18 protein-coding genes are annotated in these 25,038 nt (G+C 65.7%); 4 read left to right on the plus strand and 14 right to left on the minus strand.

Annotated elements, in window-relative coordinates:
- Positions 1–9 precede the first annotated feature (9 nt).
- Positions 10–1,554, minus strand: a complete 1,545-nt coding sequence (locus HR9077_RS11795; RefSeq protein ID WP_136067184.1) for a formate dehydrogenase beta subunit — start codon at positions 1,552–1,554, stop codon at positions 10–12.
- Positions 1,554–2,060, minus strand: a complete 507-nt coding sequence (locus HR9077_RS11800) for a formate dehydrogenase subunit gamma (RefSeq protein ID WP_136067185.1) — start codon at positions 2,058–2,060, stop codon at positions 1,554–1,556. Before HR9077_RS11800 ends, HR9077_RS11795 begins: the two co-directional genes overlap by 1 nt.
- Before the next feature lie 207 nt (positions 2,061–2,267).
- Here HR9077_RS11800 and HR9077_RS11805 point away from each other — a divergent pair, with 207 nt between their 5' ends.
- Positions 2,268–3,347: a substrate-binding domain-containing protein gene (locus HR9077_RS11805; protein WP_136067186.1), complete on the plus strand. Its 1,080-nt coding sequence runs from the start codon at positions 2,268–2,270 to the stop codon at positions 3,345–3,347.
- Positions 3,348–3,381: 34 nt separating this feature from the next.
- Here HR9077_RS11805 and HR9077_RS11810 read toward each other — a convergent pair whose 3' ends face one another.
- Positions 3,382–5,037 carry an OFA family MFS transporter gene (locus tag HR9077_RS11810; protein ID WP_136067187.1) on the minus strand — a complete coding sequence of 552 codons (1,656 nt, stop codon included), beginning with the start codon at positions 5,035–5,037 and terminating at the stop codon, positions 3,382–3,384.
- Between HR9077_RS11810 and HR9077_RS11815 the strand changes: the two genes are divergently transcribed.
- The gene (locus HR9077_RS11815; protein ID WP_136067188.1) at positions 5,036–5,332 is read left to right on the plus strand and encodes a hypothetical protein; all 297 of its coding nucleotides are present in this window, start codon (positions 5,036–5,038) and stop codon (positions 5,330–5,332) included. The genes HR9077_RS11810 and HR9077_RS11815 overlap by 2 nt on opposite strands.
- Before the next feature lie 268 nt (positions 5,333–5,600).
- Here the strand turns inward: HR9077_RS11815 and nagE are convergent, their stop codons facing one another.
- The 5 genes from nagE to HR9077_RS11840 all read right to left on the minus strand — a co-directional run bounded on the left by nagE (position 5,601) and on the right by HR9077_RS11840 (position 12,979).
- Positions 5,601–7,274, minus strand: a complete 1,674-nt coding sequence (gene nagE, locus HR9077_RS11820) for an N-acetylglucosamine-specific PTS transporter subunit IIBC (protein ID WP_136067189.1) — start codon at positions 7,272–7,274, stop codon at positions 5,601–5,603.
- 46 nt (positions 7,275–7,320) lie between these two features.
- Entirely contained in the window at positions 7,321–9,846 is a 2,526-nt protein-coding gene (gene ptsP, locus HR9077_RS11825) for a phosphoenolpyruvate--protein phosphotransferase (protein ID WP_136067190.1), read from the minus strand.
- 46 nt (positions 9,847–9,892) lie between these two features.
- A complete protein-coding gene (locus HR9077_RS11830; RefSeq protein ID WP_136067191.1) occupies positions 9,893–10,915 on the minus strand; it encodes an SIS domain-containing protein in 1,023 nt (340 codons plus the stop codon).
- Entirely contained in the window at positions 10,912–12,078 is a 1,167-nt protein-coding gene (gene nagA, locus HR9077_RS11835; RefSeq protein WP_136067192.1) for an N-acetylglucosamine-6-phosphate deacetylase, read from the minus strand. The genes HR9077_RS11830 and nagA overlap by 4 nt, the downstream gene beginning before the upstream one ends.
- A 160-nt stretch (positions 12,079–12,238) precedes the next feature.
- Positions 12,239–12,979 (minus strand): GntR family transcriptional regulator, encoded by a 741-nt coding sequence (locus tag HR9077_RS11840; RefSeq protein ID WP_136067193.1) that lies wholly within the window; start codon positions 12,977–12,979, stop codon positions 12,239–12,241.
- A 250-nt stretch (positions 12,980–13,229) separates the two neighbouring features.
- On the opposite strand from HR9077_RS11840, the gene HR9077_RS11845 reads away from it, so the two are divergent.
- Positions 13,230–13,859 (plus strand): SDR family oxidoreductase, encoded by a 630-nt coding sequence (locus HR9077_RS11845; protein WP_136067194.1) that lies wholly within the window; start codon positions 13,230–13,232, stop codon positions 13,857–13,859.
- Between the two features lie 85 nt (positions 13,860–13,944).
- On the plus strand, positions 13,945–15,885 hold the full coding sequence (locus tag HR9077_RS11850; protein WP_136067195.1) for an exoribonuclease II: 1,941 nt from the start codon (positions 13,945–13,947) through the stop codon (positions 15,883–15,885).
- Positions 15,886–16,242: 357 nt separating this feature from the next.
- Here the strand turns inward: HR9077_RS11850 and HR9077_RS11855 are convergent, their stop codons facing one another.
- The 6 genes from HR9077_RS11855 to HR9077_RS11880 form a co-directional block, all read right to left on the minus strand.
- Positions 16,243–17,901 carry a hypothetical protein gene (locus HR9077_RS11855; RefSeq protein WP_136067196.1) on the minus strand — a complete coding sequence of 553 codons (1,659 nt, stop codon included), beginning with the start codon at positions 17,899–17,901 and terminating at the stop codon, positions 16,243–16,245.
- A 31-nt stretch (positions 17,902–17,932) separates the two neighbouring features.
- Positions 17,933–19,351 carry an O-antigen ligase family protein gene (locus HR9077_RS11860; RefSeq protein WP_136067197.1) on the minus strand — a complete coding sequence of 473 codons (1,419 nt, stop codon included), beginning with the start codon at positions 19,349–19,351 and terminating at the stop codon, positions 17,933–17,935.
- Positions 19,344–21,149 (minus strand): ABC transporter ATP-binding protein, encoded by a 1,806-nt coding sequence (locus HR9077_RS11865; RefSeq protein WP_136067198.1) that lies wholly within the window; start codon positions 21,147–21,149, stop codon positions 19,344–19,346. Before HR9077_RS11865 ends, HR9077_RS11860 begins: the two co-directional genes overlap by 8 nt.
- 104 nt (positions 21,150–21,253) lie before the next feature.
- A complete protein-coding gene (locus HR9077_RS11870; RefSeq protein WP_244613168.1) occupies positions 21,254–22,633 on the minus strand; it encodes an exopolysaccharide biosynthesis polyprenyl glycosylphosphotransferase in 1,380 nt (459 codons plus the stop codon).
- Positions 22,634–22,704: 71 nt separating this feature from the next.
- Positions 22,705–23,988: a DUF4910 domain-containing protein gene (locus HR9077_RS11875; protein WP_168380935.1), complete on the minus strand. Its 1,284-nt coding sequence runs from the start codon at positions 23,986–23,988 to the stop codon at positions 22,705–22,707.
- A 24-nt stretch (positions 23,989–24,012) separates the two neighbouring features.
- A complete protein-coding gene (locus HR9077_RS11880; protein ID WP_168380936.1) occupies positions 24,013–25,020 on the minus strand; it encodes a polysaccharide deacetylase family protein in 1,008 nt (335 codons plus the stop codon).
- Positions 25,021–25,038 lie beyond the last annotated feature (18 nt).

Here is a 25,038-nt window from a genome sequence, read left to right on the forward strand (position 1 = left end):
TCCAACCGGTCAGGCGTGCTGCCGGGACAAATCATTCGGGAAATGCTTCATGACACTCTGCACGGGGAACGGCGTCATCCCGCCCATGGCACACAGGGAGCCGTCCACCATGGTTTCGCAAAGATCGGACAGGAGAACGAGGTTGGCCTCGGCATCCTGCCCGGCGCGGATGCGATCGATCACTTCCACGCCGCGCACCGCGCCGATACGACAGGGCGTGCACTTGCCGCAGGACTCGACGCTGCAGAATTCCATGGCGAAGCGCGCCTGCTCGCCCATGTTCACGGTATCGTCGAACATCACCACGCCGCCGTGGCCGACCACGCCGCCGAAGGCGGCAAAGCCTTCGTAATCGATGGGGTTGTCCCATTGGCTCTCGGGCAGGTAGGCACCCAACGGGCCACCCACCTGGACCGCCCTGAGCGGCCGGCCGCTCAGGGTGCCGCCGCCGAAGCCCTCCATCAGTTCGCGCAGCGTGGTGCCGAACGCCAGTTCGACCAGCCCGCCGCGCTTGACGTTGCCTGCCAGCTGCATCGCAACGGTGCCTCGCGACTTGCCCATGCCGTAGTCGGCGTAGGCCTGGGCGCCGCGTTCGAGAATGAACGGAACCGCGGCCAGCGAGAGCACGTTGTTGACCACCGTGGGCCGCCCGAACAGGCCCTTGATGGCGGGCAGCGGCGGTTTGGCGCGCACCATGCCCCGCTTGCCCTCGAGACTGTCGAGCAGGGAGGTCTCCTCGCCGCAGATGTAGGCGCCGGCGCCGAGGCGCACCTCCAGGTCGAAGCGCTTGCCGCTGCCGAGGATGTCCTCACCCAGGTAGCCGGCCGCGCAGGCCCGCCTGATAGCCTCGTCGAATATCCGGTGGGCGACCGGGTACTCCGAGCGCAGGTAGATATAGCCCTGGGTGGCCCCCACCGCCACCCCGGCGATGGCCATGCCCTCGATCAGCATGTAGGGGTCGCACTCCATCACCAGCCGGTCGGCGAAGGTACCGGAGTCGCCCTCGTCGGCGTTGCAGACGATGTATTTCTGGCCTTCGGGTTCATCGTGGACGGTCTGCCACTTGATGCCGGTGGGGAAGGCGGCACCGCCGCGTCCCCGCAGGCCGGAGCTTTTCACTTCGTCGACGATGGCCTGGGATTCCATGGCCAGGGCCTTTTCCAGTCCGGCGAAGCCCCGGAGAGCCCGGTAGCCGTCGATGGAGAGCGGGTCGGTGAGGCCGATGCGCGAGAACGTCAGGCGCTGCTGGTTCTTGAGATAAGGGATCTCTTCGGTCAGCCCCCGGGCCAGTGGGTGATCCTGCTCGCCTTCAAGCAGGCCTGCCGAAATCAAGTCGGCCACCTCGGACGGCTCGACCGGGCCATAGGCGACGCGGCCCTCCGGCGTCTCGACTTCGACCATCGGCTCCAGCCAGAACAGCCCGCGGGAGCCATTGCGGATCACATTGACGGCCAGCCCTTGGCTCTTCCCTTGCCGCTCGATCAGGGCAGCGACTTCGTCGGCCCCCATGGCCAGGGCGGTGGTATCGCAGGGTACGTAAACGGTCACCGTCATCACTTCACCTCCACGACCGTCGTGGTCAGGTCATCCACCAGTGTATCGAACTTTTCCGCACTCACTCGGCCATGGATGGCGTCATCCACGCGAATCGACGGGCCGCAGGCACAGTTGCCCAGGCAGTACACCGGCTCGAGCGTGAATTCGTTATCGCGACTGGTCTGGTGATAGTCGACGCCCAGCCGGTCCTTGACGTGGGCTTCCAGCTGGCGCGCCCCCACTGCCTGGCAGGCTTCGGCACGGCAGACATGGATCACGTGACTGCCCACCGGGTGGGTGCGGAAGTGATGGTAGAAACTGATGACCCCATGGACCTCGGCACGGGTCTGCCGAAGGGCTTCGGCGATGATCGGCACCGCGGCGTCCGGAACGTAACCGAAGCGGTCCTGGATCGCGTGGAGAATCGGCAGCATGGCCCCTGGCTCGCTCTTCAGCGCATCGACTTCCCGCTGAAGCGACTCGTGGGTCCACGCCTGCGGCTGGCGTATGCCGGAAGGCGTCATGGCTAGGCTCTCATCAAGCTGATTATTGTCATTGAATGAAACATCGCCTCAGGTCTGCGCGCATTGCCGATCACGTCGTTCGCATGTCGCTGAGCGATCGTTTCGGCACTTCGGCAACCTATGAACAAACTTGCTTAATTTTCATTGTCTGAATAGGCTATTTATTGAAAGTAGCACGCCTAAATAGCCTCATAAATATGAAAAACAATGCATAGAAAAAAACTGCAGATCTCCCCTGCCTGGCTTTTCAAGAGCGAGACCGGCGAGCTGCTCGACCCCACGCTGTTTCGCTTGCTCAAGAGCGTGCGGGACAGTGGAAAACTGACATTGGCTGCACAACAGGCGGGTATCTCCTATCGCCATGCCTGGAACCTGTTCAAGCGCGGCAATGACTTCTTCGGCCTGCCGCTGGTGGTAATGCGCAAGGGCCACGGCACCCAGCTCTCGCCCCTCGGCGAGAAGCTGTTATGGTCCGAGCAGCGGATCAAGGCGCGCCTGGGTCCGCAGATCGACAGCATGGCCTCCGAACTCAACACCGAACTCCAGCAACTGCTAGCCGGTGCCCATCCGGTGCTACGGCTGCATGCCAGCCACGGCTATGCGGTGGCGCTGCTGCCGGATTTCTCCGACCGGGTCGAACTCGACCTGCAGTACACCAACCCCACGGAGGCCTTGAGCGCGCTGGCCTCGGGCGAATCCGACCTTGCCAGTTTCCACTTTCCCGCCTGCCCGCAGCTGGCGGATCGGGTCATGGCGCTCTACGAGCACCAGCTCGACCTCGAGAACCTGCGGGTGGTTCGCTTCGTTACCCGCGAGCAGGGCCTGATCATTCGCCGAGACAGCCACGAGGCGATTACCGGGCTGGCCGATCTCACCAGGCCGGATATACGCTTCATCAACCGCAACCGGAACTCGGGGACACGCACCCTGTTCAGCCTGCTGCTCGATGAGCGCGGCATCAGCGAAAGCCAGATCCGCGGCGCCGAACGCGAGGAATTCACGCATACCGCGGTGGCCGCCTACGTCGCCGCCGGGATGGCCGATGCCGGTTTCGGCGTCGAGGCCGCCGCCGCCCAGTTCGGGCTCGAATTCATCAACCTCGCCACCGAACACTATCTGCTGATGTGTCACGAACAACGGCTGCAACAGCGCAACGTCCGCCAGTTGCGCGCGTTGATGGGTTCGCCGGAATTCCTGGCGGAGATCGACAAGCTACCGGGCTACAATCCGGATCATTGCGGTGAAATATGCACCTTCGCCGAACTGCTCGACAGTGACCGACACTGAGCGTCCGGGCGCCGCCCGGACGCTCGACCGCCTCTCAAAACAGCGCCGCCGCCTTGGCCAGTGCGATGTATAGTCCGATCAGGAACGGCACGCCCACGCCCAGCCAGGCCAGTACACCACCGATACCGAACCTGCCCCGCGCCGCGGTTTCCGCGCTGACCGAGACGCTGTCGTCGTGCTGCAGCGCGCGCTCCCGCTCGACCTCGTCCTCGGACATGTGATGCTCCTCATTCACCGGCCTGACCAGCAGGTTGCAGATCAGCCCCAGGAACAGCAGGCCGGCCATGATGTACAGCGTGCGATCGTAGACCAGGGCGGGCTCCACCCCGGCTTCCAGTTGAGCCTCGCGCAGGGCCGCGATGATCAACGGGCCTACCAGGCCGGCAGCGGTCCAGGCGGTCAGCAGCCGACCATGGATCGCCCCCACCATCTGCGTCCCGAAGATATCCGCCAGGTAGGCCGGCACCGTGGCGAAACCGCCGCCGTACATGCTCAGGATGATGCAGATGGAGATCACGAACAGGCCCGCCATGCCCAGATGTCCCCAGGTGGGCAACAGGCAGTAGACGATCATCCCGAGGATGAAGAAGGTGTGGTAGGTGTTCTTGCGGCCGATCTTGTCCGACAGCGACGCCCAGAACAGCCGACCAAGGCTGTTGAACAGACTGATCAGCCCCACCAGACCGGCGGCGGCGGCCGCGACCGCGGCCTGCTGCGCGGCGGTCAGGGCCTCCGAGCTGTCCTGGATGCCGACCAGGGCGCCGCCGAAGACGTCCTGGAGCATCGGGCTGGCCATCGAGATCACCGCGATACCGGCGGTCACGTTCAAGAACAGCACGCCCCAGATCAACCAGAACTGCGGTGTCTTCCAGGCCCGTTCCAGGTGCACATGGCGATGGGTGATCATGGCGTTGCCCTGCTTCTCCCCAGGGGGCGTCCAGCCCGCCGGACGCCAGCCGTTGGGTGGCACGCGGAAGCCGATGGCGCCACTGGCCATGACGACCGCGTAGATGGCGCCCATGGCGATCAGCGTCATGGCCACGCCGGTACCGCCATCCGCGGAGAAATAACTCATCAGCAACACCGCCAGCGGAGCACCGACCATGGCACCGCCGCCGTAGCCCATGATGGCAAAGCCGGTGGCCATGCCGCGGCGGTCCGGGAACCACTTGATCAGCGTCGACACCGGGGTGATGTAGCCCAGCCCCTGCCCGATGCCACCGAGGACGCCCGCGCCCAGATAGACCAGCCATAGCTGGTGAATCATCACGCCGATACCACCGACGATCATGCCGCCGCCCCAGCACAGCGCCGCGATGCAGCCGGCCTTGCGCGGCCCGGCATGTTCCAGCCAGGCGCCCCAAATGGCAGCGGAGACACCCAGCATGGCGATGAATATTCCGAATATGTACGTGACCTGGGATACCGACCAGTTGCAGGTGGTGGTGGTCAGCGCCTGCATCAGGCCGATATTGGTGCAACTGGCCGGCGCATTGGCGATCTCGTTGCTCATCGGCAGCCAGAACACCGAGAACCCGTAGGCCATGCCGATGCACAGGTGAATCGCCAGGGCCGCCGTGGGCACCAGCCAGCGATTGAAGTTGGGTCCCGCTATCGTGCGCTCGCGGGCAAAGAAGCCGATAGGCTCCCTTCCGGATGCCGGCGCATCGCTTCTTGAAATACCGTCCATGAGTCATCCTCTTGCTTTATTGTTGCTATTGATTGCCAAGGCGTGCTTTCAAACCTTGTCGTACACCATGGGCATGGCGGTCGATGACCGGCCCTTGCCCGGGAAAGGCCGCCGACGACGGCACTACCTCGCCATCGGCGCATGGATCGCGCCCGGGAAAGGTTTGGGCCGCTCATTGGCGACAGTCAGCGGATCGTCGGAAAAGAAAGAATGCGCCGCCGTTGTCCTGCTTACGTGGCATGCAATATCGAAAGCCATGGCGTTGCTCATTGTTTTTATGAACCAGACTGCATAGGTGAAACATCAGGCCGACACGCTATGCGCTTGCCCGATTGCAGTTAAACGCGGCCGCCGACGCAACTAGCGAAAGGTATTATGATTCATGATACATATATGATTTCTCCGTGCGGGACGTGACAAGAGCGGGAAAACTCCCATAAAAAACGCCACTCGAATGGTGGCGTTTCTCGGCTGCTCCCCGGATACCTTGCGAAGGCCGGGCGCATGATTCGAGTGACCTCTTGATGTCCTCGTGCATCGGCGGCGAAACGCCGCCTCCTCACTCAGCGCGGAACCATCCCGCCGGCAACGCGCCCGGCCCGGTCCCCCAGCAGCACGTGAACCACTCCACCGTCGAGGCGCTGGATGGCCTGCGCGCCCAGCTTCATGAGAGCCGTCTCGTCGAGATGGGCAATATCCTCCAGGCGCAGCCGCAACCGGGTCATCGCCACGGCCGAGGCCTCCTGAATGTTGCCGCGTCCGCCCAGCGCCGCCCACCAGCGCTCCTGCTCCTCCTCGGACAGCCCCGAACTCTCGTCATCGTGGGTCGCCGACGCGACGGCGGGCGGCGCTGACGGCGCGGCGCCCTCGGCATTCATCGCCGCGCGGATCTCGTCGGCGACACCATCGGCGATCGGCCCCAGGATCACCTGCAGGCCGCCGCCGCGTAGATGCAAAACGCCACGCGCGCCGAGCTGCTTGAGCGCCGGCTCGTCGATCGCCTTGTCGTCGGCGAGCACCAGCCGCAGGCGGGTGGTACAGGCGCCCACGCTGGTCAGGTTGGCGGCCCCGCCCAGGGCACGCACGAAGGCCGGGCCGCGCTCACCGAGGTCGGCCGGCGCCTTGGTAGCGCCCACGGTTTCCGGCTCACGCCCCGGCGTGGGCAGATCGAAGCGCGCGATCGCCCAGCGGAACACCGCGTAATAGAGCGCGAAGTAGCAAAGCCCCACCGGAATCATCAGCCAGCCGTTGGTCGACAGCCCGTAGGAGAGCGCGTAGTCGAACGCGCCGGCCGAGAAGGTGAAGCCCAGCTTGACGTCGAGCAGGTTCATGATCACCAGCGACAGCCCGGTGAGCAGCGCATGCAGCACGTACAGAAACGGCGCCAGGAACATGAAGGTGAACTCGATCGGCTCGGTGACGCCAGTCAGGAACGCGGTCAGCGCCAGCGACAGCAACAGCCCGCCGACCCGGGCGCGCCGATCCCGGGCCGCGGCGTGATACATCGCCAGGGCCGCGGCCGGCAGGCCGAACATCATCACCGGGAAGAAACCCGCCATGAAGCTGCCCGCCGAGGGATCCCCGGCGAAGAAGCGGTTGAGGTCCCCGGTTGCCCCCTCGAAGCTGCCGAACACGAACCACACCAGGCTGTTGAGCACGTGATGCAGGCCGGTGACGATCAGTAGCCGATTGAGCACGCCGTAGACGAACAGCCCCAGGTTGCCGGCGTCGATCAGCCACTGGCCGAGGGTATCGATGCCGGTCTGCACCGCCGGCCAGACCACCCCGAAGATCATTCCCAGAATCACCGCGGCGACCCCGGTGGCGATCGGGATGAAGCGCCGTCCACCGAAGAACGCCAGGTAGTCGGGTAGTTGTATGTCCTTGAAGCGGTTGTACAGAAGCCCCGCCACGGCACCGATGATGATGCCCGACAGCACGCCCATGTTGATCTCTTCGTTGAGCGTGTGCAGCACCGCGTCGAGGACCAGGTAGCCGACCACCCCGGCCAGCCCGGCGGCGCCATTGCTGTCGTTGGCGAACCCCACCGCCAGGCCGATGGCGAAGATCAGCGCCAGATTGGCGAAGATCGCGTCTCCCGCGTTAGCGATGAAGGCGATGTCGAGCAGGTCCGGCTGGCCCAGGCGCAGCAGCAGGCCGGCGACCGGCAACACCGCGATGGGCAGCATGAGCGAGCGGCCCAGCTTCTGCAGGCCGCCCATGATGTCGAGTTGCATGGTGATTTCCTCCGGTATTGTTGTTGTCGAAAGCGACAATGGCGAATCAGGCGGCGACCGGCACGTCCAGCCAGGCCTTGACTTGCGCACGCACGGCGGCACCGTCGTCCAGTGCCAGCCAGGCCGGCAACTGCTCGCCGAGCGCGGCGGCGTCGAGTTCGCGCAGCGCGGCCTTGACCGCCGGGATACGCGCGGGCTCCACCGAGAGCTCGTCGACGCCCAGCGCGACCAGCACGGCAAGCGCCAGCGGATCGCTGGCGGCGGTACCGCACACGCCTACCGGGCAGCGTCCGGCGACGCCCTTGATGGTTTCCTGAATCAGCCGCAGCACCGCCGGGTGAAGCACGTCGAGCTGTGCCGCCAGACCCGGGTCCTCGCGATCCATGGCCAGCGTGTACTGGGTCAGGTCGTTGGTACCGATCGACAGGAAGTCGGCCTCGGTGGCGAGACTCGCGGCGCACAGCGCCGCCGACGGCACCTCGATCATCGCCCCGAGTTGCGGCAGCCGGTCCACGCCCAGCTCGACGGCGAGGGTTTCCAGCCGCTGGCGCAGCGTGCGCAGCTCGCCGACGCCGCTGACCATCGGCAGCATGATGCGCAGCGAATCGAGCGGTTCGAGGGCGAGCAGGGCGCGCAGCTGGCTATCCAGCAGTTCGGCCTGGCTGGCCCACAGGCGAATGCCGCGCACTCCCAGCGCCGGGTTGGCCACGCCGGGCAACGGCAGGTAGCTCAGTTGCTTGTCGGCACCGATATCGAGGGTGCGCACGATGACCGGCTTGCCATCGAGGGCATCGAGTGCCGCCTGATACTCGCCGCGCTGCTCGTCGACGCTCGGCGCGCTGTCGCGATCGAGGAACAGGAACTCGCTGCGCAGCAGGCCGATGCCATCGGCACCCTCCTGCGCGGCGATGAGCGCCTCGGCGGCGCCGGCGACATTGGCGCAGACCTCGACATGCCGCCCGTCGCGGGTGGTCGCCGGCTGGCGGGCCGCCTCCCGCGCGGCGCCATGGACCCGCTCGCGCTCGTTGATGCGCTCGCGCATGGCCTCCAGGCTGGCGCTATCCGGCTGCGGCTCGAGCAGGCCGCTTTCGGCGTCGAGGATCGCCCGCTCGCCTTCGACCGACATCAGCATCTCGCCCATCGCCACAAGGCAGGGCAGGCCGCGGGCGCGAGCGAGGATCGCCACATGCGAGGTGGTGCCGCCGGCGACCAGACAGATCCCCGCCGGCCGCTGGCCGGCCAGTGCAATCAGTTCCGAAGGCGTCAGATCCTCGGCGATCACGATGGTCCCGGCGGGCAGCTGCGTACCGCGCGGGGTCGTGCCGAAACACGCCATCACCCGACGCTGCAGATCGCGCAGATCGGCGATACGCGCCGCCAGCAGCGCATTGCCGGTGGCCTGCAGGCGATCCGCCTCGTCGTCGAGCGCCTCTCTCCAGGCCTGCCCTGCGCTGCGCCCGCTGTCGATGTAGCCTTCGGCGGCCTCGCGCAGCGCCGGATCGTCGAGCCAGGCGAGGTGCGCATCGAGGATTTCCGCCTCGCTGGTCCGGCCGGTGCGCCGGGCCTGGCCCAAAGCGTCGTCGAGCGAACCGGCGACCCGTCCCAGCGCCTCGCCGAGGCAAGTCCGCTCGCGGGCGGGGTCGTCGCTCCCGAAAGGCACCTCGGGCAGCGGCAAGCCATAGTGATGCAGCGGCCCGATCGCCAGCCCCTGACTGGCGATCAATCCGGCCAACTGCCCTGCCCCGGCCTCGGCGAGCGGTGCGTCGCCCCGTTGCGGGGCATGCTCATCGGCCTCGGCTTCGCTCAGCAGCCGTTCGGCGGCGTCCAGCGCCGCCGTGGCGCGCGCGCCACGAGCGATCAGGGTCAGCCGGTCACCGGCTTCGAGCCCCATGTTCATCAGCCGGCTCAGGCTGCCGACATCGCCCCGCGTCTCGCCGTGAACCAGCTCGAGCGCGACGCCATGCTCGCGGGCGATGGCACGCAGCCGCGCCGCGGGGCGCGCATGCAGACCGGCGGCCAGCGCCAGGGTCACCTCGCGGGTGGCCCCTGGGGCCGATGCCGCCGGCGTGCCCTCGCCGGCCGACTCGGTCGTTGTCTCGGCCGGCGCCTCGAGGCGCATGATCACTTCGCCGCAGCGCACCGTTTCGCCGCTGCGCTGCGCGCCGAAGGACGCCAGGCGCCAGCCGGCCGGCTCGGCGACGATCACGGGAGTGATCAGGCTCATCGCCTGACGGGCGACGCGATCGGCGTCGAAGCGCAGCAATGCCTTCCCGGCCTCGACCCGCTGGCCGACCTCGACCAGCAATTCGAGACCCGCGCCATCGAGATTGACGGTGTCCAGTCCCAGGTGGACGAGCAGTTCGACACCCTCTGCGCTGCGAATCGTCACGGCGTGAGCGGTACGCGCACACTGCACGACCTCGCCGGCGCAGGGGGCGTGCAGGGTGTCGCCCAATGGATCGATGGCCAGCCCTTCGCCGAGCGTGCCCTCGGCGAAGACCGGGTCGGGCACCGCGTCGAGGGCGACGAGCACGCCATCCACCGGTGCCTGAATATCGAATGATGAAGCCATGTTGCCTCCGGCGTTGTTGTTGTCGAGAAAAGGAATCGGAAAGCGCTCAGCGGGTACGGGTCACCTTCTTCAGGTGGCGTGGCTGATCGGGGTCGTTGCCACGCGCTTCGGCCAGGCCGGCGGCCATGACATAGAAGCTCTGGATTACCGCAAGCGGCTGCAGCGCCGCATGGCCGGCATCGGCGAGGGTCAGCTCGCGCTGGGCAATGCCCTCGTCGGCGGCCAGCAGCACCCGCGCGCCGACGCTTCTCAACCATTCGGCGAGTTCGAGCAGACCGGCCTGTTCGGGCCCCGCAGGGGCGAACACCAGCACCGGGTAGCCCGGGCCGATCAACGCCATCGGGCCGTGCTTGACCTCGGCGCCACTGAAGGGCTCGGCCTGGATGGCGCAGGTCTCCTTGAACTTGAGCGCCGCCTCCTGGACGACCGCCAGCCCGGCGCCGCGCCCCACCACCATCAGCCGGTCGGCGTCGCGCAGCGCCTCGATGGCCGGCGACCAGTCCAATCCGGCCGACTTGCGCAATCGCTCGGGCAGCGCCTCGAGGGCGTCGAGCAGTTCGCGATCCCGATTCCAGTAGCCGAGCAGCTGGGCGCAGGCCGACAGCGTGGCCAGGTAGCTCTTGGTCGCGGCGACGCTGCGCTCCTCGCCGGCATGCAGCGCGATCTCGCGATCGCTGACCGCACCCAATGGCGACCGCGGCGTGTTGACCAGCGCCAGCGTCCGCGCCCCGCCGACGGCCAGCGAGCGCTGGGTCTCGATCAGGTCGGGACTCTGGCCGGACTGCGAGATCGCCAGCGCCAGCTGGCCATCGAGCTTCCATGGCGCCCGCGCCAGGGTGGTCAGCGACGGCGGCAGCGAAGCCACCGGCGTGCCCCGGCTTTGCATGCACAGGTAGGCGAAGTAGCTGGCCGCGTGGTCGGAACTGCCGCGCGCCACGGTGACCACGCCGTGCGGATCGCGTTGGCGTAGCCACGCGCCGAGTTCGGCCAGCGGCTCGGCGTTGCGGGTCAACTGATCGGCGATGCGCTCGGGGGCATCGCACGCTTCGCTGAGCATCATCGAGCTCATGAGTCGTCTCCGGAGAGGGTTGCTGAAGAAGCTTCATGGTCGTCGCCGCCAGCGGCGACACGGTGGCCCTCGACGACACCGTGGCCCTCTACATAGACGGCCTCGACGGCCAGCTCGCGGTCGAGCACCACAAGATCGGCATGACAGCCTTCGGCCAGTCGTCCACGGTCATGCAGACCGAGAAAGTCGGCGGGATGGCGCGACACGCATGCGCTGGCCTCGGTCAGCGACAGGCCGATAGCGACCAGGTTGCGCAGCGCCTGGTCCATGGTCAGGGTGCTGCCGGCAAGCGTGCCGTCGGCGAGGCGCACCCCGCCCAGGCACTTGGTCACCGCCTGCTCGCCGAGTCGATAGTCGCCATCCGGCATGCCGGCGGCGGCGGTCGAGTCGGTGACCGCGTAGAGCCGCGGAATGCTGCGCAGCGCGACGCGGATCGCCCCCGGATGGACATGCAGCAGATCGGGGATCAACTCGGCGAAATCGGCATGCGCCAGTGCCGCGCCGACCATCCCGGGGTGACGGTGATGCAGGCCGGTCATGGCGTTGTAGAGATGGGTGAAGCCGCAGGCGCCGTGTTCCATCGCCGCCACGCCCTGCTCGTAGGTGCCCAGGGTGTGGCCGAGCTGGACGCGCACGCCGCGCCCGCTCAGGTGCCGGATCAACGCATAATGCCCGGACAGCTCCGGCGCCAGGGTCACCAGCCGTACCGGCGCCAGGGCACACAGCGCGTCTACCTCGGCGATATCGCCGGACCGGGCATGGGGCGGCTGGGCGCCGAGCTTGCCGGGGTTGATGTAGGGCCCCTCGAGGTGCACGCCGAGAATCCGCGCGCCGTCGCCGGGGGGCATTTCCATCAGGGCGCCGATCTCGCCGAGCACCCGGCGCACTTCGGCCTCGGTGGCGGTCATGGTGGTGGCCAGCAGGCTGGTAGTGCCGAAGCGCGCGTGGGTACGCGCCAGCATGGCCACCGCCTCGCCCCCCTCCATGGTGTCGGCGCCGCCCCCGCCATGCACGTGCAGGTCGACGAAGCCGGGCAGCACGTAGGGCGCGTCGTTGTCGGCCGGGTCCGCCGGCTCGCCGTGGATGCCCACGACACGGCCCTCGTGCCAGTGAATCTCGCCGAGGCGCCAGCCCTCGGGGGTCAGGATATTGCCGTAACGCATTGGCTTGCCCTTGCAATCTCGATTCGATGAAAACGCCCCGCCCGGTGCGCGGCGTCGCTGTCGCCCGGTAAAACCCGGCTTCCCGTTTATCGCGCCCGAAGCCGCGCGGCTTTCAATCGCGCCCGAGAATGCGCGTTAGGGCCCGGTGAAGCTCGGCTTTCTATCGAGCCCGGTGAAGCTCGACCATGAAGTCGTAGTAGTCGGTACGGCAGTAGGTGATGGTGAGTTCCGCCGGGCTGCCGTCGGCGAGATAGCCCAGGCGGGTGACCTTGAGCAGCGCCTGCCCCTCGGGTACTTCGGCCAGCGCGGCGAGTTCGGCGTCGGCGTTGACGGCGGTCAGGTGCTGCAAGGCGCGCTCGACCGCCTTGCCCCGCGTCTCCAGGGTCGCGTAGAGCGACTGCCCGACATCCTCCGGCGCGGGCAGCACCGTTTCGGGCAGGCAACTCTCCTCCACCGCCATCACCACGTCGTCGGCCAGGCGCAGGCGCTTGAGTCGTGCGACGCGGGCATCTCCACGCAGCCCCAGGCGCAACGCCTCCTCGGTGCTCGGTGCCTCGAGACGTCGCGACAACCAGCGCGAACGGGGCGTGAAGCCGCGCTGGGCGAGCAGTTCGGAAAAGCTCGTCAGACGCGTCAGCGGTTGATTGAAACGCGGCGCGATGAAGGTGCCCGACCCGTGGGTACGCCGAATCAGGCCCTGCTCGGCAAGCCGTTCGAGCGCCTTGCGCGCGGTAATGCGTGACACTTCCAGCGTCTCGGCGAGCGTTCGCTCCGAGGGCAGCGCCTCGCCGGCCTGCCAGGCCCCCGCCTCGATGGCGCCCCCCAGTTGTCGCGCCAGCTGGTGATAGAGCGGCGTGGCCAGGTCGGGATCGAGGGTGATTCGCGCAAAACGGGGGTCCATGAGCGACACCTCTCAGTCAGGGTTCGTTGTTCTCAGCGTATAACCACTATAGATCCTGTCAAATACCAGTCAAATACCAATTGGTCTTGTATTGGTTCTATAGAGCTGGGAGGAGAAAGCGGAAGGAGGAAGGTGGAAACGCGAGGCTAGGCGAAACCGTCCTGCGGGCTTGATTACTGGCGCCGCGAACCGCATGCCACGATAATCGGCAACGACAACCCACGAAAACGACATCACCGAGGAGAGTCCAATGAAGACGCTGGTAATCGGCGCCAACGGCCAGATCGGTCGTCAATTCTGCGAACTCGCCCACCAGGCCGGCGTGCCGATTCGCGCGATGATTCGCGACACATCCCAGCAAGCCTGGTTTCAGGAACGCGGCATCGAGACGGTGCTCGGCAATCTCGAGGGCGACTTCGGCAAGGCGTTCTATGGCTGCGACCAGGTGGTGTTCGCCGCCGGTTCGGGGCCGCATACCGGTCCCGACAAGACGCTGATGATCGATCTGCATGGCGCGCTGCGCGCGATCGATCTTGCCGCCTCGCTGGGAGTCGGACGTTTCATCATGGTCAGCGCGCTGCGTGCCGAGAAACCGCTCGAGGCGCCGGACAAACTGCGGCCCTACATGGCCGCCAAGCACGCCGCCGATGCCCATCTGCGCGCCGCCCGGGTTCCCCACGTCATCCTCAAGCCCGGACGCCTGACCGACGAGCCGGCCACCCGGCGCGTGGCGACCTCGCTCGACGAGGCCGGCGACAACCGCGTCTCGCGGGCCAACGTCGCCCATGCCCTGCTGCATCTCGCCCGGCGCCGCGACCTCGCCCGGCGCGAGTATGTCCTGCTGGACGGCGAGCGCACGCTCGATGTGGCGCTGGCCTGAACGTTGGGGGCCGCGCGGCGATTGGCGGCGGCGGCCCGAATCCGTATAGTGGCTGCTCGTTCCCGCCAACCGTACCGACTCCCCCATGCTGCAGAACAACGCGCTGCTTTCGCAGCTCAAGCAACAGATTCGTGACACCACCCCGCGCGTCGAGGGTGTCATCAAGGCCACCGAGCGCGGTTTCGGCTTCCTCGAGACCGACGACGGCGAGTCCTACTTCGTGCCACCGCCCGCCATGAAGCAGGTAATCCATGGCGACCGCGTCGAGGCGACCCTCAAGGAGGACGGCGACAAGAAGTCTGTGGAGCCGGAACGCCTGGTCGAGGCCGGACTGGATCGCTTCATTGCCCGCGTGCAGAAGCGCGACGGGCGACTCGCGGTGGTTCCCGATCATCCGTCGATCAACAATGTGCTCAAGGCGCGTATCAAGCGCAGCCTCGACGAGGACAGCATCGACGACGGCGACTGGGTCGTGGCGCGGCTGGTGCGTCATCCGCTCAAGCCCGACGATCGCGCCTTCTTCAGCCAGATCGACGAACTGATCGCCAAGCACGACAATCCGGCGGTGCCCTGGCGGGTGACGCTGGCTCGCCATGCCCTCGAGCAGGCCTCGCCGGAAGCCGGCGAAGAATGGCCGCTGGCCGACGAAGGGCTCGAGCGCGAGGATCTCACCGCGCGGGCGTTCTTCACCATCGATGGCGCGAAGACCCGCGACATGGACGATGCGTTGCACGTCGAGACGCGCGCAGAGGGCGGCTGGCGGCTGTGGGTGGCCATCGCCGACCCCACCGCCTATGTCGCCGAGAACCACGCCGCCGACCGCGAAGCCCAGATCCGCGCCTTCACCGTCTATCTGCCGGGACAGAACGTGACCATGCTGCCCGAGGTGCTGGCCGACGACCTGTGCTCGCTGAAGGAGGGCGAAACGCGCCCTGCACTGGCCTGCACGCTTGACGTCAATGCCGACGGCAGCCTCGGCGACTACCGGTTCTTCGCCGCCAACGTGCGCTCGCACGCGCGGCTGGTCTACGACAACGTCTCCGACTGGCTCGAGGGCCAGGGAGACTGGACGCCGGATGCCGGTATCGGCGAGCAGCTCAAGGCACTCGAGGCGCTGACCGAAGCGCGCAGTGCCTGGCGCACCGAACATGCCTTGGTGTTCAAGGACCGCCCCGATTACGTCTTCGACCTGGACGACGCCGGCAATGTACTCGACGTTCGCATCGAGGGCCGGCGCATCGCCAATCGCATGATCGAGGAGTCGATGATCGCCGCCAATGCCTGCTGCGCGGATCTGCTCGCCGCCAAGGTGGGCCACGGCATCTTCAACGTGCACCGCGCCTTCGAGCCCGAAAAGGCCGATGCCGCGCTCGAGTTCCTCGCCGACCAGCAGATCGAGGTCGAACGCGAGGCGCTCACCGAGCTTACCCGTTACCGCGAGCTCAAGCGCGCGCTGGAAAGCCGCGACGATGCCTGGCTCGACGCCCGTCTGCGGCGTTTCCAGGGCTTCACCAGCATGTCGGCCCGGCCCGGCCCGCATTTCGGCCTGGGGCTTGCCGCCTATGCCACCTGGACCTCGCCGATCCGCAAGTACGGCGACATGGTCAACCATCGGTTGATCAAGGGCGTACTCAAGGGCGAGCAGGCCCCGGCCGAGGCCAGCGAAGCGCTGACCGAGCAGCTCACCGAGCGCCGCAAGCTGAACCGCATGGCCGAGCGCGACGTCAAGGACTGGCTCTACGTGCGCTATCTGACGCCGGCCGCCAGGGAGCAGCGCACCTTCGACGCGGAAATCATCAACATCAACCGCGGCGGCATGCGGGTACGCCTGACCGCCAACGGCGCCACCGCCTTCGTACCGGCGCCGCTGATGCACAGCGAGCGCAACAAGGTGGCGGTCGACGACAAGGAAGGCCGCATTCGCATCGAGGATCAGGAGCGCTACAAGCTGGGCGATACGCTCCGGGTAGTGCTGACCGAGGCCCGCGAGGAGACACGCTCGCTGGTGGCGCGCCCGGCGGATTGATCGACACCCGGCGCACCAATGAAAACGGCGGACACCTCTCGGTGTCCGCCGTTTTGTTGATACCGACATCCTGTATCCCCGCGCTCAGGGCACCTCTTCGGGCTCCGCAACCTCGAGTGCATCCCGCGACCGGGTGTTCAGCACATCGCCATGCCGATAGTCCCGCCCGCAATCCTGACAATGGTAGCGGTGAGGCACCTTCAAGAAGCGCTGCCACCAACGGCGCTTGATCGGATAGATCCCGTAACTCTTACAGTCAGGACATCGCAGCACGATGCGCCCTCCCCTTTAGCAAGAATATAGCCACTGTCCCGATGAACTGTCCCACTGGGATACGCCACACGTCACCGATGACGCTCAGATATCCTCGATCACGAGGACGGGGGCGAAATTGCGCTGCATGCCGTCCATGTTGCGAATCGTATACCCCTGGTCGCCGTTGGCCTCGACGGCGCAACCGATGCGGGCATTGCGCTTTTCGGCGGTATTGACCACATGGTAGCCACCGCCGGGGTCCCGGGAGACCACGAACTCCTGAATCGCGTAATGCCGCCCGCCGCTACTCGGCGCCGTGGTAACGGTGACTCGATGGGAGCGACCGGCTTCCAATGTCATGGTCTTGTGAATGTAGCCCGACCCCGCCAGCGCCCCCTGGCTGCGCCACTTGTTGACCAGCGTGGTGTTGGCATTGCCGACGCGACTGCCTGGTCCGGTAGTCGCGTCGATGACGCTGACGTTGCCTTTCGCCGTGTAGGCCATCCGCCAACCGCCGCCTACCGTGACCGGGGAAATGACGCCCCGAGGCGCACTGAATTCGACCGTCGTGTCCTGCGTGGGCAGTTGATGGATGGTGTTGACCACGTAGATATTGCGCGCGTAGGACGCGTCCGTGCCAGTGGCGATGCGAATGTCGGGGCCGGGCTCGTCCTGACAGTTGGCCTCGAAATAGGCATTGGTGAAGTTGACGCCGAGCAGGAAGACCACATCGGGGTCGGACACGTCGAACTCGACAGCAATGCCTTGGTTGTACTCGAACACGCTTTGCGGAAACGACACGTCGTAGCCGTATTGCGCGTAGAAGCCGCGGCGGCAGTACCAGGTATAACAATGATCTTCGCAATGCACGGAGACGCCGCGAAACTGACGGGAGACGATCGCGGCGGCATTGAACCAGCAATCCTTGAGGCTCCAGTGCACCAGCCACTCGGCGTCGCTGAAGATATGATAATTGGCCCGCCCGAAGAAGACGCGCTCGAAGAACGCCTTGGCGATGGCGCCGGGACTCTTGGCGGTAACCAGCCTGCCGAGCGCCCCCGGTGCATTCTCGATGCTCAGGTCCTTGACCAGACTGCCATTGCCGCAGTTGACCAGCAGATCGCCCTCGCCGGTCAGAGTCGTGGCGCCGGCGCCGGCACCGATCAATTGCCGGCCCTCGATATCCAGCCCCGAAACGGCGATGCGCCCCGCGGGCAGGTGACAGGCACCGAAAGCCGCCAGACAGGCCTCGATGGCAGCCGTGTCGTCGCGGCCATCGTAGCGCGCCCCGAACCAGTCGGCCTGCGGGGGGCCCGCCAGGCGCCTGACCCAGCGCCCCCGCGACGCCGAGCGGGGGGCGAAGCACGTTCCACCGTCGTCAGTCTGGTGACTGTCGGCATCCCAGTGGAAGATCCCTCCGCCGACTCTCGAGCCGTCGTGAAAGCCTTTAACGACCACTGCCTGGCCGTTCTCAAGCCACCGGGGCGCGAGCGAACACATCCGCTCGATGCTGGCGATATCGATAAGCCGCTCGCCCAGGGCCTCGGCGAGGGTTTGCTGGCCCAGTGAGGTCGTGACACTCGCCGGTGAAAGGTCAATATCCGCCGCCGCGCCGGCCGGTAGCCCCCCGGGACCCTTGTCGCCTCTCCCGCTTCCCGTCGTGTAGGCCTTGGCCTCACGCGGCAAGAGCGGTTCGGCGGCGATCAGCGCCGCCCCGGCCCCCAATGTCCTGAACACGAGCGTTCTGCGTGAGGAATCCATGCACTTCTCCGAACCGACCCATGTACCGAGACTATGAAGCCGAGACGCCACGCACCGACATTGGAACGTCCGTATCGACGCCGCGGGTGTCGGCAACAGGCGGTGCAGGCTGCGCTTTCAACAATGACCAGCAGATCGTGCATAGCCCGAGGTAGCCGGCCAGCCCCCGCGGGTCACGTAGCAACGACTGACTCAGGCCGAAATCGATGAAGGCCGCGACGATCACGACCCCCGATAACGCCAGGGTGCGCCGCCAGGCCCGCCGGGCGGATCGCAGGTGGCGCGAGAACAGCAGCAGGGGCACGCCGTACAGGCCCACCAGACTGGTCACGCCCAGCATGCCGCGCCGAGCCGCCGTATCGATGAAATCGCTGTGCAACTGGTCGTAATCGCTCACCCCACGCCCCAGGTCGCCACTGGCGACACGCGCGTCACGGGCCGCTTCGAGACCGGCCTCGCCCCATCCCGCGATGGGCCTTTCACTGAACAGTTCGAGACCACCACGCCACATCTCCAGACGCAGTCCCAGCGGAGTCGAGGTCTCGCCCGCCAGGAAATAGCGCTGAACGTCGTCCACGGCCAGGGTCAGCCGCGTGGCGACGCCGGTCTGCGGCAGACTCACCGCCACGCTCATCAGCATGCCCAGCCCCCCGAAGGCGACCCATAAATAGCGCGCGGGCAAGAGCGGCCTGAAGCTGCGACAGACCAGCCAGGCCAGCAGCGGCAAGGCGATCCAGCCGCCCCGGGTGCCGGACAGCAACGACGCGACGAGCCCCGCGCAGGCCGCGACGCCAAGCAATGCGGTCAGCCATCGCGCCCGTCGCCGGCTGCTGCCCAGCCGACCGAGCATGGCAATCAGCGACAGAGCGCTGAGCAGCAGCGCCAGGTTGCCGAAGGGAATGGCATTCATCGAGTTATCGGCACGCTCCAGACCGACCCAGCCGCGTTCGTAGCCGGCAATCAGGCCGGCGCCCAGGGTGGCAGCGAGCAGACCGATCAACCAGCCACGATGGCTCGGCGGGTAGCCACGCAGCCAGACCAGCAGCCCCGCCGCCAACAGCGGCCATAGCGGCAACCATCGCCCGTCGCCGCCTTGTGGCTGAGGCCAGGCGCCGCTGCGCAGCACATCCGCGAGCCAGACGCCGGCAAAGGCCAGCAAGGCCAACAGCACCAGGAGATCCTCGCGGTCCAGCCGGGCCTGGCAACGGCCGAGCGTCGCCAGAAATCCCACCGATGCCGTCAGGGCAGCGGCCAGCGGCAGCACGGCAAACCCCCAGTGCCAGACGATCAGCAAGGCGATGAAACCACCGACCAGGAAGGTATTGACTGCCGACCACACCCTCCCGGCCTCCTGCCGGGCGGGTACCGAGGGCCTGGCGGCAACCCCGGGAAGCTGCGCGCCGAGTGCCCTCTTCGGCGCGGCACCGCCGCCCTGTGGCTCGTCACGCATGGGCAGCCATTCGCTTGAAGATGTCGTTGCGCTGCAGGAGTTCTTCGTAGCGACCGGCATCGACGACACGACCGTGATCGATCAGGTAGATGCAATCGCATTGCCTGACCGTGGCCAGCCGGTGAGCGATGATGATGGTGGTTTTCTTGCCCGAAAAATCGTGCACCGCATCCATCACCAGTTTCTCGGTGATGCCATCCAGTGCACTGGTGGCCTCGTCCAGGACCAGCACTTCGGCATTGCTGTAAAGCGCCCGGGCGATGCCGATACGCTGGCGCTGACCGCCGGAAAGCTGCACGCCGCGCTCCCCCACCCGGGTATAGACCCCCTCGGGAAGTTCGCCCAGCAGACCATCCAGATGGGCCATGCTGGCCGCCCGACGCACCTGAACGTCGTCGATGGCTTCGGGCGGCAGGCCGAAGGCAATATTTTCGCGGATCGTCGAGTCGGTCAGGAAGATGTGCTGTGGTACGAAACCCAGGGTATTTTGCCAGGCGCGCATGTCGCCTTGGCCGAGCGGCTGACCGTCGATCAGCAGCCTGCCCGTGCTGGGCCTGATCAAGCCCAGCAGCATGTCGATCGTGGTCGACTTGCCGGAACCGGAAGCGCCGACCAGCCCGATCACGCGATTGGCGGGGATCTCCAGGGTCAGCCCGTTCAGGGCCGGTTCCTGCTTGCCGGGGTAGGTAAAGACGATACCCTGCATCGTTATGGCGTGCTGTGGAATCCAGCGTCCCGCGTCATCGCTCGATTCGTCATTGTCTTCATTGGTCCCTGCCACGCTCGCCCGCAGGTCGTCGCGCAACGTGTCGAATGCAGCCAGTGCACCGCGAATCTGCGATACGCTGGAATACACCTGCTGAAAGGCCGGCAACAATTTGAACCCGGCCAGGGCATACACGGACAGCACCGGCAGGATGCTGCCCAGGTTGCCCTCGTAGGTGGCCAGCAGGTAGAGCACCAGGAAGATGACGCTGCCGAACGCGACCAGCTCCATGGCATAGCGTGGAGCCTGGCTGAGCGCCTGATTGACGCCCTGGGCGTCGGCGAAGTAGCCGCTGGCCTCGGAAAAGCGCCGGGTGAACATCCGCTGCCGCCCAAGCACCAGCGCATCCTTGATACCGCCGAACCCCTCCACGATCAGCTTGTAGCGCTGGGTCTGGGCTTCCGAGATCGCCGTGCCGTTGGCGATCAGCCGGCGGCGCACCGTCGTGTAGAGCAGCAGGTATGCCACGATGAAAACCACCAGCCCGACGATCGCCACCAGCGGGTTGTAGACGAATATCGCCACGAGCATGAAGATCGCCATCACCAGCTTGGCGTTCATCAGCATCAAGGGGTTGATGACGCTCAAGGTGATTCGCTGGCACTCCTGGGTGATCTTGTTGGTCAGCTGACTGGTATTCCCGGCGGCGTGAAAGGTCCAGGGTTGGTACATGTAATGCTTGAAGAGGCGATTGCCCAACTCCACCCCCACACGCGCCCCGTAAAGTGACAACCGCCATATGGTGATCATCGATATAAGCGCCGCGAAAGTCAGCATCAGCAATACGCCGACGCCCACCCAAAGCAGGAAGCTCGTCGGCGAGCCGGCGCCGGAAAAGCGGTAGATGTCGGCTATCAGCCCCTCGCCCTGCAACTGGCTCATGTCGCCGACCAGCGCCATGAAAGGGCCGATCGAAATCACGCCGGCGATCTCGGCAAACGCCATGAGAGTAACGAGAATCTGCAACTTCAGGAGTTTCTTGCGCTGCTCGTCCGTCATCAGCGAATAAAGCTCAGCGAGGCTTTTAATCATGGCAGTGACAACCTAGGTGAAGACTGAAGGGGCCCTTCTCTTGAAGAAACCAGGATCCCCGGTAGTTATCGCTAAGAATCGCAGGCGTGCCGAGTGCCTGGCGGCTAGCGCGAGCCAGAACCCGTCAATAGCGTCTTGATCGTGCGCAGGACAATCAATAAATCGAGCCACAAGGAAACATGCTTGATGTAGTAAAAGTCGTATTCCAGTTTCTCGATCATGCCATCGACGTCGGCGGCATATCCCTGCATGACCTGCGCCCAGCCTGAAATACCGGGACGCACGACATGGCGATAGTGAAAATAGGGAACGTCCTTGCCGTACCACTCGGTGAGTTCCATCGATTCGGGACGCGGCCCGATCAGGCTCATGTCGCCTTTTAGCACATTGAACAGTTGCGGCAGCTCGTCGAGACGATACTTGCGAATCACCTTGCCGACCCGCGTAACCCGGGGGTCCTCGCCCGCTTCGGTGAACCCTCGTCCGGTGCGATCGATGTACATGCTGCGGAACTTGTATACCGTGAACCGCCGACAGCAGAGTCCCATGCGAGGCTGCCTGAAGAGGGCCGGCCCGGGGCTGTCCAGGCGGATCGCAAGCGAGGTGACCGCCATGAGCGGTAGCGCCAGGGGCATGATCGCCACTACCGCCAGGATATCCAGGCCGCGCTTGACGACCTCGTAACCCTCATGGGGCGTGAGGCTGCCGTGACGAACCTCATCGGACAACTGGCCAAGCGCGACCTTGCCACTGAGGAGTTCGAGCGCCCGACTCGGCGTGTAGACGGGGATGCGATGGATCGTGCACTCCCCCAGAAAACGCTGCCAGGCATCACTCAAGTCCGCCTGGGTATCGGCGACCACCGCATCGACACGCATCCGATCCAGGCTGGGGACCTCGAGTAGACACCATCCCGCCCCAGGTTGCTGGCAGAGTGTCATCGCACGGCCAAAAGGCACGATAGCGATCACCGGTCGTTCAGCCCTCGCCAGCAGGTAGAACGTCATGAAGCCGCCGGCACAGGCCATGGCGAAGCTGGTCAGCACGAAGAGGCCGTCAAAGTCGACGCGGAAAACGAAAAGCCCTGCCACCGCCAGGGCGTAGCAAAGCATCAGACCGGGGACGATCAGCACCACGGCCCTGGCCTCCGGGAGGCGGGAAAGGCGCTGCACGGCGAGCGCGGCAACCAGGTAACTCAGCGACGCCAGCCCGGCCTCCGGCCAGCGCTCGACGCTCGCCCCTTCCCAGAAGCCCCAGCCCCATATCAGGATGGCCGGAATGACGACCGCGATCGTCCAGCCCAGCACGAGATGCATGCCCCGATGCAACAACAGCTGCTCCCAGGGGCGCACATGACGGCGCTGCCGATCCAGCCATTCGCTCTTGAGCGCCTCGGCCGAGATGGGACTGCCGAGGCTCTGCCCCGCCGTCGGGCTCCATCCCGTGGCCGAGTGATTCAGGTGTTTCTTGATATGTGTCAGCATTCTTGTGCCTCCCTGCCTGTATGAGCCATCAGCACGGTGATTGAGAGTGAAGGCAATCGCCTTACATCGAGCTAGACGATCTCGATCAGATCGTGCTCGTGCCACTTGGCGAGATAGTCTTCGACCAGCGTCAGCGGTAGCCCGACCCTTCTGGCCAGAAGATTCATGCTGGTAGGCCTGGATAGCGTGGGAATGGTATCCATGAGCAACCGCAGCCGACGGCGCTGCTCGTCGGGTGCATCGCCGAAGGCCACCTGCCCCGGATCGACGTAGAGGTCATAGCGTGGATGGGAAAGGCAGATATTCCCGGAAAAGCGCTTGCGAATCACGGCGCTGGCCTCGAGCGTTTCAACCGCGTCCAGCAACGCCGTCACGGCCTCTGCCAGGCACCCCTCGTCCATCAGCGCGAAATTGTCCCGATCGGTGTGGTATTCGGGATAGGGGTAGCGCGACAGCGAGGCCATCGGGATGCCGTAGGCTTCCCAGATATATTCATCGTTGAGCAGGGCGCTTTCGAATTCGCCGGTATGGTGACGATAGTCCGAGCGCTCGAGGGCATCGGCGAGCGCGATCTCGATGCTGGACTGCCGATGGCGCGAGTACTGCAGAGCCAGCTCCGTGGGCGAGCCCAGCATCTCCAGCATGACGCCTTCCAGCACCCGATCTCTCTCTTCGTCGGGCAGGCGCCCCAGGTAATATTCGCTGCCGATGATCCCCGGCGCCAGCACCAGGCGATAACTGAAGTTGAGCGGCTTGGAACGCTTGCGCAGGGCATCGAAGAGCGCGACACCGACCGCCACGCCCGAGAGACCGTCGTTGGCCACGCCCGGGTGGTCCAGGTTGGCGCCAAAGACGATCGTCTCGGGCAGACGCCCTTGCAGCGTGTAGTCGAGCACCTTCAGCGTGCCGGGTTCCTCACGGGTCTCTATGACGACCTGATAGTCGCCCGCTTCGAGACCGTCATGAAAATGGCGCGGGACACAGAATCCCCAGTCGCGCTCCCAGCTGCGGAACAGCTGGCGGAAGTGAAACGGAATGGCATCGGGGTAGCGATGGTCGAAGTGCAGGTGCCGGCGCAGCTCCTCACGCGTGACGGTGCCGGAAAACGGCGCCGACAGGGCCATCACCGCCAGGGGATGGTGCAGGCCGTCGTAGATCGTCTCGCCCTGGAAGTCGATACGGGCCGCCACGACATCCCACTTGGGCGGGATCGCCCAGCCGTTGTAATCGTCGCTCGCCGGATAGCGGTGCTCGCGGAACGGCAGCACATCCCGCATATAGGCGATGGTCGCGTCGTAATCGCTGGAGCAGATCACCCGGTTGAGCGGGGTCAGATCCGCCAGCAGTCTCAACATGTCGTACATTCCCGCGCCCCTTTCTCATGTCAGGCTGTGTCGGGCAGCGACCAGCGAGGTGTCGGCCCATTTGAAGGCGTCCAGCCCCGTCGCGGCGCTGAACGGTACATCGTTGGTGTCAAGACGAGGCAGCAGCAAGGGATCGTTCCGGGTGAGATCGGCCAGCCCCACTTCGACGCTCAACCCCATGGCACATTGCTTGTCCCTGAGGATCTCGAGCAGGGAATCGTCATAGCCGCCGTAGGGGTAACACATGACCCAATCCCGCGCGGGCACGCCCAGCTCCTGCAGGAAGGTCAGACTGCGCTCGATCTCCTGGCGCTGCTCCACGGGGGACAGGGTGTTCAGCCAGCGATGCCGGTCACCGTGGCTGCCGAGGCACATGCCGGCCGCGTGGAGTTCACGCAGTTGCCGGGTATTCATGTACAGCGACTCGGCGAAGCCCCGCTCATCGGCGGTGACGTAGCGTCGAAACAGCTGATCGATGAGTTCGCTGCGCAACGCCTGGGGCAGGCCCTTCTGCAGGATGCGCTTGATGAAGGTCACATCCGGCGTGTCATAGCGGCTTTCGCTGGAATAGGTTCGGTAATACTCGGCATTCCGCTTCAGGCCATGGCTGGTGCGATGCGTATCCAGCACGGCGAATATCTCGCCGACCAGCTGCCGCGGATCGACGCCACTGGCAAGCACGAAATGAATCTTGTTGACGTCGAGGACGCGACCGTCGAGCACCGAGCAGGCGGGGGGGAAGAAGCTGCCCTGCATGCCCCGCGCGACGAGTTCGGGAAAGACATGATCGTAATGATCGCTATAACCGTCATCGAACGTCAGCAGCGCCGCCCTCTCGGGCAGTTCCGCCTCGCCACGCATCGCCGCGATCACTTCGTCGGCACGCACCACCCGGTAGTGCTTGGCGATGAAGTCCAACTGGCCGCGGAAATGCTCGAACTCCAGCCCCTTGATCGCCGGGTAACGCGATTCGGCGATGGGACGCACATAGTGATACATCACGATCATCAGCGAAGCGGTCATCGTGCTTGCTCCTTGTAG

Origin of the sequence: Modicisalibacter radicis, from assembly GCF_900961225.1 — a bacterium.
Classification (GTDB): domain Bacteria; phylum Pseudomonadota; class Gammaproteobacteria; order Pseudomonadales; family Halomonadaceae; genus Modicisalibacter.

Bases quoted from the DNA above. Each gene is read 5' to 3' on its own strand.
- HR9077_RS11795 (WP_136067184.1), bottom strand. From the start codon at position 1,554: ATGACGGTGACCGTTTACGTACCCTGCGATACCACCGCCCTGGCCATG.
- HR9077_RS11800 (WP_136067185.1), bottom strand. From the start codon at position 2,060: ATGACGCCTTCCGGCATACGCCAGCCGCAGGCGTGGACCCACGAGTCG.
- HR9077_RS11805 (WP_136067186.1), top strand. From the start codon at position 2,268: ATGCATAGAAAAAAACTGCAGATCTCCCCTGCCTGGCTTTTCAAGAGC.
- HR9077_RS11815 (WP_136067188.1), top strand. From the start codon at position 5,036: ATGAGTCATCCTCTTGCTTTATTGTTGCTATTGATTGCCAAGGCGTGC.
- HR9077_RS11810 (WP_136067187.1), bottom strand. From the start codon at position 5,037: ATGGACGGTATTTCAAGAAGCGATGCGCCGGCATCCGGAAGGGAGCCT.
- nagE (WP_136067189.1), bottom strand. From the start codon at position 7,274: ATGCAACTCGACATCATGGGCGGCCTGCAGAAGCTGGGCCGCTCGCTC.
- ptsP (WP_136067190.1), bottom strand. From the start codon at position 9,846: ATGGCTTCATCATTCGATATTCAGGCACCGGTGGATGGCGTGCTCGTC.
- HR9077_RS11830 (WP_136067191.1), bottom strand. From the start codon at position 10,915: ATGAGCTCGATGATGCTCAGCGAAGCGTGCGATGCCCCCGAGCGCATC.
- nagA (WP_136067192.1), bottom strand. From the start codon at position 12,078: ATGCGTTACGGCAATATCCTGACCCCCGAGGGCTGGCGCCTCGGCGAG.
- HR9077_RS11840 (WP_136067193.1), bottom strand. From the start codon at position 12,979: ATGGACCCCCGTTTTGCGCGAATCACCCTCGATCCCGACCTGGCCACG.
- HR9077_RS11845 (WP_136067194.1), top strand. From the start codon at position 13,230: ATGAAGACGCTGGTAATCGGCGCCAACGGCCAGATCGGTCGTCAATTC.
- HR9077_RS11850 (WP_136067195.1), top strand. From the start codon at position 13,945: ATGCTGCAGAACAACGCGCTGCTTTCGCAGCTCAAGCAACAGATTCGT.
- HR9077_RS11855 (WP_136067196.1), bottom strand. From the start codon at position 17,901: ATGGATTCCTCACGCAGAACGCTCGTGTTCAGGACATTGGGGGCCGGG.
- HR9077_RS11860 (WP_136067197.1), bottom strand. From the start codon at position 19,351: ATGCGTGACGAGCCACAGGGCGGCGGTGCCGCGCCGAAGAGGGCACTC.
- HR9077_RS11865 (WP_136067198.1), bottom strand. From the start codon at position 21,149: ATGATTAAAAGCCTCGCTGAGCTTTATTCGCTGATGACGGACGAGCAG.
- HR9077_RS11870 (WP_244613168.1), bottom strand. From the start codon at position 22,633: ATGCTGACACATATCAAGAAACACCTGAATCACTCGGCCACGGGATGG.
- HR9077_RS11875 (WP_168380935.1), bottom strand. From the start codon at position 23,988: ATGTTGAGACTGCTGGCGGATCTGACCCCGCTCAACCGGGTGATCTGC.
- HR9077_RS11880 (WP_168380936.1), bottom strand. From the start codon at position 25,020: ATGACCGCTTCGCTGATGATCGTGATGTATCACTATGTGCGTCCCATC.